Raw genomic sequence first — 15,186 nt, forward strand, 5'->3', positions numbered from 1 at the left:
ACCAACTAAAAACTACTACTATTGTATTGATTAGTTTGATGACGCTATCGCAACTGCCTGTGGCTAATATTTTTTTGTACTCGATTGCGGCTGCTACCGTACTAATTTATCTGCCGTTTTTATTGGTAGCTTATGCTCGTACTAAAATTGGTTATGAGGCATTTGCTACTCCCCGCGCCCAGTTTGATAAATTACCTGCCTACGCTCAACGAGCAGCCTGGGCGCACCAGAACTCGTTTGAAACATTTATAGTGTTTGCTAGCGCCGCATTAATGGCTTATGTCACTGGGGTAGATTCTACTATAGCAGCAGTTGCAGCGATCGCTTTTGTTGTGGCTCGGTTGCTATACTCAATTTTTTATATTGTGAATATACCGCTTTTGCGATCGCTGATGTTTGCTATTAGCTCCTTTAGTAGTGCTACTTTGATTATTTTGAGCATTATCCAAGCTAATAATTAATGTGAAACTAGGAACTAGGGAATAGGAAAAAAGACGCAGGCCAACAAGCAACAACATAAGTCTTTCTCCTTTACTTTCTGCTCTCACAATACCTAATCAAAACCTAACATTGTTTATGGCTTCTACTTATTCCTTTGACATCGTAAGTGACTTTGATCGACAAGAATTGGTTAATACTGTTGATCAAGTTGTACGAGACATTAAAGGTCGTTATGACCTCAAAGATACTCAGACCACTGTTGAGTTAGGCGAACAAGCAATTACTATTAACACCGACAGTGAGTTTACCTTAGATTCTGTACACAACATTTTGCGAGAAAAAGCTGCTAAACGTAACCTTTCTCAAAAAATCTTTGAATTTGGCAAAGTTGAATCAGCTAGCGGTAACCGCGTACGTCAAGAAGTTACACTCAAAAAAGGCATCAGTCAGGAAATTGCTAAACAAATTTCCAAATTGATTCGGGACGAGTTCAAAAAGATCCAAGCCTCGATTCAAGGGGATGCTGTAAGGGTTTCGGCTAAAGATAAAGATGAATTACAAAATGTTATCCAGCGTCTAAAGCAAGAAGATTATCCTGTGGCTTTGCAATTTACAAATTATCGTTAAGGTACTTCCATCTCCAAAAATATCCAACTTGAAGATTGGCAAATTTCATAGAAAGCGGTGGAAAACTCTATCCTTTCATGGGTGGTTAAATCAGTTAACAGTGATAGTTGATAACTTCTTCCCCATTTTCCATACTGAAAGGTGTAGATTCAATACTGTTCTGTTAAGCATTTTTAACTTGAAGTTGCACTTTGGGAAAGGGTAAGGGTTAAAGGCTTTTGTTTTCCCTTTTACCCTTCCCTTTCCCCCTTTGCGCTCCTCTGCCTCTTATGCCCCATGCCTTACTCTTGAGTCGGCTTTGGTCGTTTAATTATGGGTTTAGGAGTAGGCGCTTTTGGTACAGGCTTTGACACCGTAGAGGAATCGCCGACTGTTTTTTTGATAGGACGTGGAGTTTCTCCATTGCGTCTGGGAGGAAATGGTTTCCTGCCACCAAAACCACCGCCACGAGGGCTACCACCACCTTTGAATGGGGGTCGGCGTTTTTTGGGCAAATCAGCGATCGCTTCAGCTTTTTCTACGACTAATACATCAGCTTCTCGCTTGGCTTGGAAGTCCCAAAATTTACCTACGGCTTTGGTAGTCAGCACACCGCGCAGTTTCAACTTAAAATATTTGGGCTTATCAGTTGGCTTGCGAGGAGCTTGCTTAATTTTGACAACTAAGCTCTTAGCGTCAAAAGACTGGAAGACCACTTCACCACGAACGGAAAAACCACCATCGGGAATATCTGATGAGGGTGCAACATCACTTGCAGTATCTTCAAGATTCTTGGTTACATCATCATCGGCTGTCTGTAATTCTTGTGAATCCGCATCTTGTTCGTCCTCATCTGTCGGCTGTTTAGCCAGATTTTCTGGCTCCCAAACGCCAACAATTTGGATGTGCAAGGTGTCGTTTTCTTGTCTTGTACGTGGATAAACTACCCACAGATGATCTTTTTCTAGGTCTAAATGATTCTTGACTAAACTCATGATCCGACCGAGAAGGACGGCGTTGAGTTCTACACCATCTGCGGTCAACAATATACCTTGAGTAAATTGTTCGCTGCTAGCACGGTAGCGACCACGAACTAACCCAATAGCTCGATACTGCATCGGTTCGCTGGGAGGCGGAATCGGTTGTTGCCGATTCGCTAAGTTCCCATCAAAGGCAGCATCACTGGGATTAGTCTCAGGTTTAGAGGACTGAGCTGCTACTGGATGAACATTAGCAGCAGTTTCGGCATTAATTTTAGGCTGGTCGGAGGCAGAAGAATTGGAAGATTCAGGCGAAGGCATCAGGTCGGAATTCATAAAAACTCCTTGCGGCGGAGACACATCCCATTGTGGGATTTTACAAAGGCAATTGAAAAGAGCGTTAGTGCAGAGTAAAGAGGGTACATTAGCTGTTTACAAAGTCGCACCAGAGCGCCCTACATAATCTTAAAAGACGCTAAATTTGGATTTGTACAAAAAGTATGCACATTTAGCGCCTCATAAAGTAGTTTTCGGAAGCATATCATAGGTACAATTCTGACGGCTCCTCCTAAAGTCATCACTTACTTTAGCAGTGTGAATAGTTATTTGTTATAAAATTCACAGACACTTGGCGGTATTCCGCAAAGTTTTGGAAATTTTTAGCTTTCCAATTTGAGTAAATGATAATCTCATTAGAGTTCTGGAGAAGTACAAAACTGTGTCTCAACCACGCAACCGCTGGATAGTTCAGCTCATCTTGGCGCTGGCAGTTCTTGTTTTTGTGGGTATTTCGGTGCTTCCCATCATAGGAGCATTTAACAATACGCCTTCCACAAACCAGAATAATGCTAGCACTACAGGAAGCTTAGCTTCCGCTGACCAAAAATCGAAATTGCAAGACGAAGTCCGGGGTTATGAACTGGTTTTGCAACGAGAACCAGAAAATCAAACGGCTTTGAAAGGTTTATTACAAGCACGGCTACAATTATTGAGTTTAAAACAAGGAGATATTCAAGGGGTAATTGAACCTCTAGAAAAGCTAGCTAAGTTGAATCCCGACAGGACAGAGTACGGGGTACTATTAGCTCAAGCGAAACAACAAATTGGCGACAAGGAAGGAGCCGCCCAAGCTTATCGCTCTATTCTAGACACTAAACCTGGTGACTTGAAAGCTCTACAGGGAATGGTGGCTCTGCTAATAGATCAAAAACGCCCAGAAGCAGCTATTGGCTTGCTGCAAGAAACCCTCTCGAATGCAGGCCAAGCTAATACAATCCAGCCAGGAAGTGTAGATACAGTGGCTGTACAAGTACTGTTGGGAACTGTTCAAGCTTCCCAAAAACGCTATCCTCAAGCTATTTCTGTATACGACCAAGCAATTAAACAAGCTCCCAAGGATTTCCGCCCTGTTTTGGCAAAAGCTATGCTCTTAAAGGAACAAGGCAAAATTGATCAAGCAAAACCTTTGTTTGATAGTGCCTCAGCTTTAGCTCCTGCTCAGTATAAAGACGAAATTAACAAAGCAGCAGCTGCCTCTTCCACTCCTAGTCCTGCTGCACCCTCTGCACCTTCAATTGAAAGTACTCCCAAGTAAATGACAAGCTTTAGTAGGCGTAGGTTGGGTTAAGCGCAGCGCAACCCAACATGGATGAAGATGTTGGGTTTCCTTACGTCAACCCAACCTACACCTAACTGAGGGGATGATTAAGTTTCTAATCAAGACTTTAGTCCTGAGTTTTAAGCATTAAAGTGCTTACTACGAACTAATCAAAATTAATGGAATAGACCGCTAGAATGGTGTTTACATGAAGCTAAGGAATATTCATACCGCGCTGCACTGCTGGACGTTTTTGTACTGTCTCAACCCAGCGTTTGAGATTTGAGTGATTGTTTAGGGTCAAACCTTGCATTTCATAAATTGCCACCCAAGGATAAGTCGCAACGTCAGCTATGGAATATTCACCGCAGATAAATTCATTGTCTGCTAGTTGTTTATCTAACACGCCATAAATCCGTAGAGTTTCCTTTTCGTAACGTTCAATAGCGTAGGGAATTATTTCGGATGCAAACTTTTTAAAGTGGTTGAGTTGTCCAAACATTGGCCCTACGCCTCCTATTTGGAACATTAGCCATTCCAGTACTTGAAAACGCTTTTTTTGGGCAGTGGGTAATAGTTTACCTGTTTTTTCCGCCAAGTAAATCAGAATTGCACCAGATTCAAAAATTGTAATTCCAGTTTCTTGATCGGCGATCGCCGGAATTTTACTATTGGGGTTAATAGCGATGTATTCGGGTGAAAATTGCTCTTGCTTGGTAATATCGATTTTATGGACGTTGTAAGGCAGTTCGACTTCTTCCAACATGATGGAAGCCTTGCGTCCGTTGGGTGTAGTGAAGGTGTAGAGGTCAATCATCTGCTCATACCTGGGAATATTTTGTTTTCCGAGGGTAGTTTAGCTTGAATTGGGATTTTTTAAATACTTGGCAAATGAAGTTCAGGTAGTCTTATCTGTTCTTTCATTCTTTCCTCTTAAGCACTACCCGCAAGATGAACGCCAGGAGTATTTAATTAAAGACAATGCACAAAAATGAAGTTTAGTTTGAACAATTCCCTTGAGGATGATTCGCTGAAGTGAAGTTTGCTTAACTAACATGATGGCTTTAGTAAAATCTAGCCATTGGCGCTGTCTTTGACCAGCTTCTGGATATTCTTCACATACCATTTCTACAGGCATCAAATATATCTGCACTCGGTAAATTTTGCCTCGTTTGCGATATTTATAAGTACCTAATTTATTGACATCTACTCGCCCAATTACCCCAGCTTCTTCCCATGCTTCTTTTGCTGCTGAAGCTGGTGGACTCATGCCACTAGCAATCCCTCCTTTGGGAATTACCCATTTTTGACGATCGCGGCTTGTAATCAGCAAGATTTCAATTTTTCCGTTTTGAACTCGATAAGGAATTACCCCGGACTGCTTAAAAGTTTTGCTGACTTTTCGACTCATAGAACATATATCCTTTGTAATTCAGTTTTATGTACAGTTTTCACTCCAGAAATTAGGCAGTTGATGCCGGATAAGTTTTGCAAAAAACAGAAGATCTAACTTAGGAAAGTGTCAATGTTGCAGCCTTTATTAGCCAACTACTTTAAGGTAGAGATCTCATCTCCTATGTAGGCTTGTGATCTAAATGTGTTGCTTGCTCTAGTGCTGCTTTTTCTCTAGCTCTTTTGGCATAAGGTTGTAATTGAGTGCGATCGCAGCCTGTCAAAATACTCAAATTTTCTATACTCATGCCTCGCATTAACATTTCTACACACCAAGTATTTTGTGTCTGAGCGATCGCTGGTGGTTGTCCTTGAGGTGTTAACAGTCCCTGAGTCCACGCTTCCCAACGTCCCAAAATCTCTAATTTGGAGATTGGTGTACCTGCTTCGTTGAGAAACATGGCGGGGTGAGCGTCTTTACGACTTTTGAGCCATTTAATTAAAGGATTATTGGTGTATGAACCATAATGTTTACTCAAAATCCATTGATTTACAGGCACTTGGCGGATCAATCCTGGGGTGGTAATTTGCAGGAAATGTCCTTGAGGATCATATATTTGATGCGATCGCTCCAAGTTAACTATTTCTGAGGCAGATAATCCAGCTGCAAATAATATATAAGCTAAAGCATAATCTTGTGTTCCTAACTTCTTGGCTTGTCGGAGAATTTCGTGGACTAAAACAGCAGGTAAATCCATTACTTCCGTAGCAATCAGGCTTCCTGGTAGGTTATCCGTTGCTGATTTTTCTGGGTGGGACATTGCTCCATGTAAAAACAATTCCACTAAATTTTCTAAGAAATCATCTCGACTTTCCCACAATTCATGAAATTCACTGGTAAATTCAATAACGGCATATCCCAAAATCATGCCATTCAGCAAACTAGCTAATTTTTCTGCGGGTAGATAGGTATTTAAGTCTCCCTGCTGAATCACAGTAGCTAAATACTGCGCTACATAACGGTTTGCTTCGGTTAACCCTCGTCCTAGAGCCCGGCGATTTTCGGCGGGAAATTGATCGGCTTCACCGACAACAGAGCGCACAAATTCTGGTACTCGTTCTAGTGCATGTAAGGTTTCACTTGCATAATCTTTAAGCGCTTGGTAAACGTTACCAGGAGGAGTTGCCCGCTGTACAAGGGATTCACCTAAATTTTTGAAGGCGGCAGATTCTTCTAATACTGCCAAAAGCAATCCATGTTTATTACCAAAATTTCGGAAGAGAGTAACTTCGTTAACTTCAGCTTTTTCGGCAATTTGGCGCGTTGTAGTGGCACTAACTCCTTGAGCAGTAAACAACTCAAGTGCTGAGCGAATTAGACGTTGGCGAGCTGAAAGAGGTTGAGAAGACATAAGAATCATGCAAGTGGCACTTGCATACAATCATAAAAGTTGTTAACATACCAAATGTAAGTGATACTTGCTCTTCTTTACTGTAACGAACTACTGTGCAGAACGGGTAAATACCTCATAGAGTTGCACCTAAGGAAAAACCAAAGGAAAAGCAAGTGACTTTATCATCCATCAACAGGAATTTCTATGACCGCACAACTTCCGGCGATCGCGACTGAAAGAGGAAATTTACCTCAACTCAAGTGGACAAATGTAGCATTTTTTGCGGCATTTCATGCCTTAGCACTCTTAGCTCCTTGGTTTTTTTCTTGGTCAGCATTAGGTTTGCTAGTGTTTCTCCACTGGCTTTTTGGGAGCATTGGCATTTGTCTGGGATATCATCGATTACTTAGTCATAAGAGTTTTCAAGTACCTAAGTGGTTGGAATATGCGATCGCCATTATTGGAGCCTTAGCTCTCCAGGGAGGGCCAATTTTCTGGGTTGGGGGACACCGTCAGCATCATGCCCACACTGAAGATATCGACTTAGATCCCTACTCTGCTCAGCGAGGCTTTTGGTGGAGTCACATGCTGTGGATTTTTTACCCGCGTCCTGAGTTTTTTGATTATGAAGTCTATCAAAAATATGCGCCTGATTTAGCGCGACAACCATTTTATCGTTGGCTTGATCGCTACTTTTTGCTGTTGCAAATTCCCTTGGGACTACTGCTGTATGCCTTAGGAGGATGGTCTTTTGTGATTTACGGCATGTTTGTCAGATCAGTCTTACTTTGGCACTCCACTTGGTTTGTCAACTCTGCATCACACCTATGGGGCTATCGCAGCTTTGAGGCCAATGATGGCGCTCGTAATCTTTGGTGGGTATCCCTTGTAACTTATGGCGAAGGATGGCACAACAACCATCATACTTATCCCCAGATGGCGAAATCTGGATTGTCTTGGTGGGAGATTGATATTACTTGGTGGAGCATCCAAGTATTAAAAACTTTGGGATTAGCTAAAAAGGTCGTCTCCCATCCCCCTCAAGGTGCAAGACATTAATGCAATCAACACTTGCATATAAATCAGAGGGAAAAGGGAAAAGGCGTGAACAGGTCGCGCCACTTGCGGGCGTAAAGCCTACAGCATAGCTTCTCTAATGAACGCTACGCGTAGCTTACTTCCCCGCAGGGGTACGCTTAGAGCGTAGCGGGACGAAGTACAGTTTTTACCTTTCCCCCTTCCCCTTCTTGATAAAAATCAGAATGTATTCACAGGAGCAATTACCAAGACCTAACTTTGTTGCATACGAGTTGCATATAAGTTGCCGTTGAGTATCCCATCAGCATAATATAAATACAAATTAAAACGCTATCTAGACATCAGATTATGAACTAGCAATATCAAAACCTTTATTACCATCTAGAAAAGTTTGCACCATCAAACATGGTTAAAAAGTCTATACACTTAAACTGCCTATCAATAGAGGGAAAGCTGCATATTTTGGCTCCGCTAGCTAAATATAACTGCAAGATATCAGGAATCTCAACATTGCATGAATCAGGATAATCTTGAGATAGTTCTAAAGAATATTGAGATTTTGGCTCAACTAAAATACTTGGGTGCATAAAGCCGTTATTCTGAAAATAATTATAAGCACAACAAGCCTTGTAATGACTTTGTGTTGGTAATGTTGCACACCCCAAAAAATATTGATTTCCACTCCAAGCCAGATAATTAGCCAAACCTTTGAAAAGTAATGAAAGCGCCTGAATAGTACGATATTCTTTTGCTATACATGCGCGTCCAATTTCTACAGTTACCTGAAGCAAAGAATCATTAATCTTAGTAAGATTAAAATATTGAGCAGCATAAAAACCTAATGTTTGAGAAGCCATACTATAAGTTTGCATTCGATAACTTCCAACTATTTGACCAGTCTCTTTATAAATAAGTATTAAATGATGCCAAACTGCATCAAATTCATCTTGATCCATTTGGGTAAGATTACTAGTAAGATATCCTAAACCTAGCTCAAGATTGAAAACTTGAAAGCGTAACCGGAAAATAGATTCTAATTCTTTTTGGTTGAAAGCTAGTCGGATGATATAACTTTCAGTCTCAATGACTGGAAAAGTTTGAAGACTATTAAATGAATGATCAATATTAATCATAGAAGTCTGCATTTGTTCTCTTTCGTAAATTTATGAACAATTAATGCTGCATGAAACTTTAATGATTCACATTAAATAAAATACTTACTCAATAAAGTTTTAAACTTTGTTAGTATATTATTAAAATGCAATTTACTTAAAAATGTTTAACTCAAATTCATAACATTATATAGGCTAATTGCTAACAAAATCTGCAAAAACTCGTGTTAGCTTAAGTCGTTATAGCTATCTGAATACTATATCAATATCAAATATAATAACAACCTATATGCAACACTTTTTTTAAGAGTTGCATATAAGTTGTTTTCTACTATCTTGCTGACATAAGATTGCTGTGAAAAATCAAATATTTATATCCAACAGCCTAAAATTAACCTACTTATGTTGTTGTTGGATTTTTTCGTCGTTATATATCTCTATGGAAATATCAACTTTAAAATGTAAGGATTTAGGTAACAACTAGTAAATCATTAATTTAATATCTATGAAACAATTATAGTATAAAATTTATAATTTTCAGATAACAATAATAGCTATTAAAAAATAAAAATCATTACAATTTTTATTTTTCAAGTAGTTTTATCAATTTTCAAAATTTAACAACACAACTAACTAACAATTTTTCAATGAATCTGATTCGTCTTCTTCTCCGCACTTCTACAATTTACCTTATCATTGCTGTATTGGCTGGAATCCTTAGTGGTGCTGCTGCTGCTGGTTTAATTGCTCTAATTAATACCACATTGAATCAAAATCAACGATTAGGAACAACACTGTTTTGGAGCTTTGTAGGTCTTTGTCTAGTAAGGCTGATTGCTAATTTTGTTTCTCAAGTTTTATTAATTCATCTTTCACAAAAAGCCGTCTTAGATTTGCGAATACTTTTAAGCCATCGCATTCTTGCCTCTCCTTTACGTCAATTAGAAAAAATTGGTAATCATGGTCTTTTAGCTATTCTCACTGAAGATATTCAAGCAATTTCTAGCACAGCTTTTACTATTCCTTTTTTATGTATCAATATTGCTATTGTAGTAGCTTGCCTAGTTTATCTCAGTTATTTATCTAAGATCATTTTTATGATAGGTATTAGCTTTATGTTTTTAGGAATATTGAGCTATTCAATGCCAATGAAAAAAGCTATGTCTTTTCTTAAATTTGCTCGTGAACAAGAAGATAAATTATTTAAGCATTTCCGCACCGTAATTCAAGGTACAAAGGAACTTAAGCTTCATCGTCAACGACGCAAAGCATTTATTAGTGAAGATCTTTATAGCACGGTCTTAACATATCGTCGTCATAACGTTATAGGGATGAGTATCTTTGCTGCCACTGCTAGTTGGGGACAAATCTTATTTTTTATAAGTATTGGTTTACTTTTATTCATCATACCAATGGTCTACAAAATTCCTTCTACAACTTTAGCTGCTTATACTCTCACTACTATTTATTTAATTTCGCCTTTAGAATATATTATGAGTATGATGCCTACTTTAACTAAAGCTTTAATTGCTTTAAATAAAGTTGAATCTTTGGGACTTTCATTGACAGATGAATTAGATGAGTTAGGTTCTGATTACTCGATTGATTCAAATCAAGACTGGAAATGTTTAGAATTAGAGAATGTCACACATACTTATTACCAAGAACGGGAGGAAAGTAACTTCATACTTGGGCCTATTAACTTAAAGTTTCATCCAGGAGAAATTATTTTTATAGTAGGAGGCAATGGTAGTGGTAAGTCTACACTTGCTAAATTATTTACTGGGCTTTATCTACCTGAAGCAGGAAAAATATATTTAGATAATAAGCTTATTTCTCATAAAAATATAGAATGGTATCGTCAACAATTCTCGGCAGTATTTTCTGATTTTTATCTTTTCGAGCGTTTTTTGGGACTAGATCAGAGTGATTTAGATATTCAAGCTCAAAAATATCTTGTCCAATTGCAACTCGACCATAAAGTTACAGTTAATAATGGCGTTATTTCTACAATTGAACTTTCCCAGGGACAGCGTAAGCGTCTTGCCCTAATCACTACTTACTTAGAAGATCGACCCATTTATTTGTTTGATGAATGGGCATCAGATCAAGATCCTATATTTAAAGAAATTTTCTATACTCAACTGTTACCAGAGTTAAAAAATAGAGGTAAAACTATACTAGTTATAAGTCATGACGACAAATATTTTTATTTAGCAGATTGGATTATTAAGATGGATTATGGTAAGGTAAATGCTGAATATTGATTTTGTAAAAAAACGTAAACAAATTAGTCTTTGATAGTTAATAACTAATACCTATACTATATCTTTCGAGTGCAGTATTAGCGCCAATGACACGATTATAGAAAAGAGCTTAAACAGACGCGCAGCTATAAAACTCATATTTGATTTTTGAAACAACTCAGTACACCTCAAAGAGCCTTGTTTCCTATCTACGTAAGTAATTTCACCAAATCAAACCGGATTCCTATATTTGTCGATAGATATTACGGTAAGTTTAAACAGATTGCCAAGCCAACAGCTTATCATGCTGTTGGCTTGGCAATTTTTACAGATCTAATACGATGTGAGTTAAGTGGTTCGATTTGTGGAAACCCCAAAATTCAAAGACATTGGTCGTAGAATATTGTTGCATACGAGTTGCATATGAGTTGCGGTTGAGTATCTCACTGCCATAGTATAAATACAAATCACAACGCCATAATTATTTTAATGGCATTCTAAAATAGCATCTTAGTTTTTAGCTAAATGAATGCAGTTTAACCTGCGTTTCTCATTCCTACTGATATCTGCAAACAATGATGACGGCAGTAGAAGATTGTACCTTGAAAGAAAATATAAGTTCTTTTTGAAGTGAAATTTCAATCGGCAGTCTTCTCACAACTCTAAATAAGTTATCAGACTACACACTAATAATAATGAACAAGCAACCTCTTCGCATTGCTATTTTTACAGCATTGTATGCTCCGTTCTTGTCGGGAATTTCTATCGCAGTACACCAACGGGTTCGCTGGTTATTACAGCAAGGTCATGAAGTTTTTTTAATCCACCCTCAAATCAACGACCATTATCCCAAAGAAGTGGGCGATCGCCCCATGTTGGGACTAGATGAACTGCAATCTTTTCCTAAATTTTCTGCTTATGCATACCCAACAAAACCATTGTTTTACTATAAGTCTGCTCCTGAACCATTACATCATAGGCATTGGAGCGATACTAAGTTGCTACAAGACTTCCAGCCTGATGTTGTAGTAGTTGAAGAAGCAACACAAATGAGAGGTTTTTACTCCTTTTTTTGGGGAGGCTATGGCCGTCCTCTTGGAACCGAATACGCACATAAAACAGGCACACCAATAGTATCACTCTTCCATACTGATACCGTTGCTTATATCCAATATTTCTTAGGAAATTCATTGTCCAGTTTAATTCGTCCTATTATTCCCTTGATAATCAAACGGTTCAGTGAAGCTTATGACATAAATTTCTTTTGTTCTAAAGAACAGCTGGCTAAGTATAAAAAAATGAAAGTTCAACGTGGTGTCTATCTACCTTACCAAGGGGTAGATTGCCAAAAATTTCATCCTAGAAATATCTGCCACAATCCCATTCCCGACGATCACAGACCAACAATGCTATTTGTTGGACGAATTACTCCAGAAAAGAATGTCACTCAACTTTTGGATATATATCCTATTATTGCTGCTAAAATCCCTGACATTCATTTAGTAATAGTTGGTAGTGGTTCCCAAGATGAAGAAATTCGTCGACGTGCCAAAAAATTTAAATCTGGAGTTACTGTGTGGGGTGAGTCTCATGGAACAGAACTTTTGGGTTGGTTTGCTCGTGCAGATATATTTGTCAATCCTTCAGTCACCGAAAATTTTTGCACTACTAACAATGAAGCACTAGCTTCTGGAACTCCTGTAGTTACTACTTTTGCACCCTCCACATCGGAGCAGATATTTCCTAGTGTTAATGGCTTTTTAGCAGAACCTAATAACCCAACCGATTTTGCTAACAAGGTAATAACAATTCTGGCAAATCCTGACCTGAAAGAAGAAATGTCTCGACAGACTCGTCTCTCAATTTTAGAGTTTGATTGGTCGACATGTATGGAAAAGTTAGAGGAAAAACTTTATCAGCTTGTTCAAGCATCAAAACCTTTGGAAGTATTACCTATTTCATCATTAGATAGCGAAAAAAAGCCTGTAGTTTCAAACATTCTTTGGTGACAGTAAAAATTGGCTGAATAAATGTGTGAAAGCTAAAGCTACTAATTTCTAGAAATAATGCTGTGCTAAACATCCAATTTCTCCCTAATTCTATTTAGCAGGTAGGGAGGTAAAAATGTAGTCTTTTCTTAATTAAAAATCATAGGTATTTATATTGTGAAAACACTTCGCAATAAAGTAGCGATCGTGACTGGTGCTAGTTCAGGAATTGGGCGGGTTACTGCTCGCTTTTTAGCTCGACGTGGAGTCCGAGTTATATTAGCAGCCCGTCGTGCAGAAGAACTTGCAATTCTCCAGCGTGAAATTGAATTGGAAAAAGGTGTTGCTCTGGCGATTCCTACGGATATTACTGATGTCAATCAAATTATACAACTAGAACAAGAGGTAATTGCGACTTACGGTCGTGTAGATATGCTAGTTAACAATGCTGGCGTTAACTGCAATACATTGGTAGCTGACACTCCGCTGGCAGAAATCACCCACTTAGTGCAGGTGAATCTACTTGGGGCAATGTTAGCAACGCGTGTGGTATTGCCGGGGATGCTTAAGCGTAGGCAAGGCAGTATTATCTCCATCGCTTCTGTGGGAGGCTCAATTGCCGTGGAACCACTTTACTCTGCTACCAAGTTTGGACTGCGTGGTTTTTCCCTAGCGTTGCGACGACAATTGCAAGGTACAGGTATCACTATTTCAGTAATATCACCTGGATTTATTCGGACTCCGATGAATGCATATTACAAATTACCTATGCCAGGGCCTGAGTTAATTGCCCGAACTGTAGTTAAACTTGCTACGCATCCGTGCCGAGAGATCATTGTTCCCTTTAGTTATGTTGTTCCCATTTGGATTGAGCAGAACATACCTTGGATTATTGATCGCTTCACTGATGGACTTGGTATTAAACTACCCTATTTTAGCAAGGTAACTAATGAAACCCGAACACAACTTTCTTGCAAATCAATCAGTCATGAGTAACTCTATTCCTACTTTAGTCGAAACCTCAGAGATTCTTCCTTTAACCTGGGAGCGTCTTGTTCCCAATCAGACAGCAAATGATTCGGCAAGTCAAAAATTTCTTGATTTACATTTTGGGCGTTACAAAACTGCTGCAAACTATGTTGGCGGTAAAAAAGTTCTAGACATCGCCTGTGGTAGTGGATACGGTAGTCGAATACTTCGGCTTGCAGGAGCAACCTCTGTAGTTGGGGTAGATGTGTCTTTACAGACAATAGAATATGCCAAGAAAAATTATCAAGAAAACGATCTAGAGTTTATTTGTGCTGATGCAGAGCAGTTTAATTGGCCAGAACGTTTTGATCTTATAACATCGTTTGAAACTATAGAACACCTCTATCATCCTGAGAAGTTTCTTGAACGCATTCATCATCTTCTGATTCCTGATGGAGTATTTCTGCTCTCTGTACCATTAGGAGAGACACGTCACATGGATCCGTATCACCTTCATGCGTTTAATCAAGAGGAGGTATTCACTCTACTTAAAAAGACAGGATTCTCAGTCGATTGGCATCGTTTGGATGAGTGTTTTTTGACTCGTTCTGAACTGCTCCGTTGGGGACAGTTATATCCAGAATCTAACCCATCAATAAATGAACTGTTGTTTAGTCGTAGAGGATGGCGGATCATATCCGACTTTGTTTTTCGGGGCGGTTTTGACATCCCTCAACTGTTAGTTTCTGCTCGAAGTATAAAATAAACAAAGTTGAGTGAGCTTAACTTTATTTTATTCACTTAGTCCTTCATGATTTAACAACCAACGTTTGCGTTCTAGTCCCCCTGCGTATCCGGTGAGTGTAGCATTTGCACCAATGACCCGATGACAGGGAAGGACGATCGCTACTGGATTTAATGAATTTGCCAAGCCGACAGCACGATAAGCAGTTGGCTTGGCAATTTTTGCAGCCAATTCGCCATAAGAAATTGTGGTTCCCCAAGGGATAGTTCGCAGTGCTAGCCAAACTTGTTGCTGAAAGGCAGTACCACCAGTACTCACAGGAATATGATCTAAGCTATGGCGATCGCCTTTAAGGTAAGCTTGAATCCGGCTACTATAACCCTGTGGATCTTTTACTTGTTGAAAACAAAAGTTACCGTAGCGCTTTTGCAGGAGTTTTACCATGCGTTGCTCATAATCAGCAAAGTCCACAGCGCAAAGTTTTTCGCCATTACAGACAATGAGAATTGTTCCCAGTTCTGAATTTATTTTGTCAATTAATAATTTCACAGTGTTCGGTGTAAATTTCAGAAAGGTCAATATCAGCTTAAGTACTTAGCGTTAAAAAAGCGACCTATATTCACAAAGTTTAGTGATAAAAAATATGACTGTTGCCAAACCTTTTTGTACTTAATATAA

At 39.0% G+C, this 15,186-nt stretch carries 15 protein-coding genes; 9 read left to right on the forward strand and 6 right to left on the reverse strand.

Annotation, left to right across the window (positions count from 1 at the left end; translation table 11 throughout):
• Nucleotides 1-38: 38 nt before the first annotated feature.
• Together QI031_RS25200 and QI031_RS25205 are read left to right on the forward strand one after the other, a co-directional pair.
• Entirely contained in the window at nucleotides 39-461 is a 423-nt protein-coding gene (locus QI031_RS25200) for an MAPEG family protein (protein ID WP_281486115.1), read from the forward strand.
• Nucleotides 462-576: 115 nt separating this feature from the next.
• The gene (locus QI031_RS25205) at nucleotides 577-1,068 is read left to right on the forward strand and encodes a YajQ family cyclic di-GMP-binding protein (protein WP_281482333.1); all 492 of its coding nucleotides are present in this window, start codon (nucleotides 577-579) and stop codon (nucleotides 1,066-1,068) included.
• Nucleotides 1,069-1,349: 281 nt separating this feature from the next.
• Here the strand turns inward: QI031_RS25205 and QI031_RS25210 are convergent, their stop codons facing one another.
• Nucleotides 1,350-2,363 carry a hypothetical protein gene (locus QI031_RS25210; RefSeq protein ID WP_281482334.1) on the reverse strand — a complete coding sequence of 338 codons (1,014 nt, stop codon included), beginning with the start codon at nucleotides 2,361-2,363 and terminating at the stop codon, nucleotides 1,350-1,352.
• Between the two features lie 382 nt (nucleotides 2,364-2,745).
• Between QI031_RS25210 and QI031_RS25215 the strand changes: the two genes are divergently transcribed.
• Nucleotides 2,746-3,621: a tetratricopeptide repeat protein gene (locus QI031_RS25215; protein WP_281482335.1), complete on the forward strand. Its 876-nt coding sequence runs from the start codon at nucleotides 2,746-2,748 to the stop codon at nucleotides 3,619-3,621.
• Nucleotides 3,622-3,838: 217 nt separating this feature from the next.
• On the opposite strand, the gene QI031_RS25220 is transcribed toward QI031_RS25215, so the two are convergent.
• From QI031_RS25220 to QI031_RS25230, 3 genes are all read right to left on the reverse strand, one after another.
• On the reverse strand, nucleotides 3,839-4,441 hold the full coding sequence (locus QI031_RS25220) for a glutathione S-transferase family protein (RefSeq protein WP_281482336.1): 603 nt from the start codon (nucleotides 4,439-4,441) through the stop codon (nucleotides 3,839-3,841).
• 123 nt (nucleotides 4,442-4,564) lie between these two features.
• Nucleotides 4,565-5,035, reverse strand: coding sequence for an NUDIX hydrolase (locus QI031_RS25225; protein WP_281482337.1), 471 nt, complete (start codon nucleotides 5,033-5,035; stop codon nucleotides 4,565-4,567).
• A gap of 163 nt (nucleotides 5,036-5,198) precedes the next feature.
• Nucleotides 5,199-6,428: a TetR family transcriptional regulator gene (locus QI031_RS25230; protein WP_281482338.1), complete on the reverse strand. Its 1,230-nt coding sequence runs from the start codon at nucleotides 6,426-6,428 to the stop codon at nucleotides 5,199-5,201.
• A 186-nt stretch (nucleotides 6,429-6,614) separates the two neighbouring features.
• Between QI031_RS25230 and QI031_RS25235 the strand changes: the two genes are divergently transcribed.
• On the forward strand, nucleotides 6,615-7,469 hold the full coding sequence (locus QI031_RS25235; RefSeq protein WP_281482339.1) for an acyl-CoA desaturase: 855 nt from the start codon (nucleotides 6,615-6,617) through the stop codon (nucleotides 7,467-7,469).
• A 353-nt stretch (nucleotides 7,470-7,822) separates the two neighbouring features.
• Here QI031_RS25235 and QI031_RS25240 read toward each other — a convergent pair whose 3' ends face one another.
• Nucleotides 7,823-8,593: a GNAT family N-acetyltransferase gene (locus tag QI031_RS25240; protein ID WP_281482340.1), complete on the reverse strand. Its 771-nt coding sequence runs from the start codon at nucleotides 8,591-8,593 to the stop codon at nucleotides 7,823-7,825.
• Between the two features lie 614 nt (nucleotides 8,594-9,207).
• Here QI031_RS25240 and QI031_RS25245 point away from each other — a divergent pair.
• The 5 genes from QI031_RS25245 (at nucleotide 9,208) to QI031_RS25265 (ending at nucleotide 14,529) form a co-directional block, all read left to right on the forward strand.
• Nucleotides 9,208-10,827, forward strand: a complete 1,620-nt coding sequence (locus tag QI031_RS25245; RefSeq protein ID WP_281482341.1) for a cyclic peptide export ABC transporter — start codon at nucleotides 9,208-9,210, stop codon at nucleotides 10,825-10,827.
• A 147-nt stretch (nucleotides 10,828-10,974) separates the two neighbouring features.
• Complete coding sequence (locus QI031_RS25250; protein ID WP_281482342.1) at nucleotides 10,975-11,205, forward strand: hypothetical protein; 231 nt, start codon at nucleotides 10,975-10,977, stop codon at nucleotides 11,203-11,205.
• 296 nt (nucleotides 11,206-11,501) lie between these two features.
• A complete protein-coding gene (locus tag QI031_RS25255; RefSeq protein ID WP_281482343.1) occupies nucleotides 11,502-12,815 on the forward strand; it encodes a glycosyltransferase family 4 protein in 1,314 nt (437 codons plus the stop codon).
• 156 nt (nucleotides 12,816-12,971) lie between these two features.
• Nucleotides 12,972-13,790, forward strand: coding sequence for an SDR family NAD(P)-dependent oxidoreductase (locus tag QI031_RS25260; RefSeq protein ID WP_281482344.1), 819 nt, complete (start codon nucleotides 12,972-12,974; stop codon nucleotides 13,788-13,790).
• Nucleotides 13,783-14,529 (forward strand): class I SAM-dependent methyltransferase, encoded by a 747-nt coding sequence (locus QI031_RS25265; protein ID WP_281482346.1) that lies wholly within the window; start codon nucleotides 13,783-13,785, stop codon nucleotides 14,527-14,529. The genes QI031_RS25260 and QI031_RS25265 overlap by 8 nt, the downstream gene beginning before the upstream one ends.
• A gap of 27 nt (nucleotides 14,530-14,556) precedes the next feature.
• On the opposite strand, the gene QI031_RS25270 is transcribed toward QI031_RS25265, so the two are convergent.
• Nucleotides 14,557-15,057: a methylated-DNA--[protein]-cysteine S-methyltransferase gene (locus QI031_RS25270; protein WP_281482347.1), complete on the reverse strand. Its 501-nt coding sequence runs from the start codon at nucleotides 15,055-15,057 to the stop codon at nucleotides 14,557-14,559.
• Between the last annotated feature and the right edge of the window lie 129 nt (nucleotides 15,058-15,186).

Origin of the sequence: Halotia branconii CENA392 (assembly GCF_029953635.1) — a bacterium.
Lineage (GTDB): Bacteria > Cyanobacteriota > Cyanobacteriia > Cyanobacteriales > Nostocaceae > Halotia > Halotia branconii.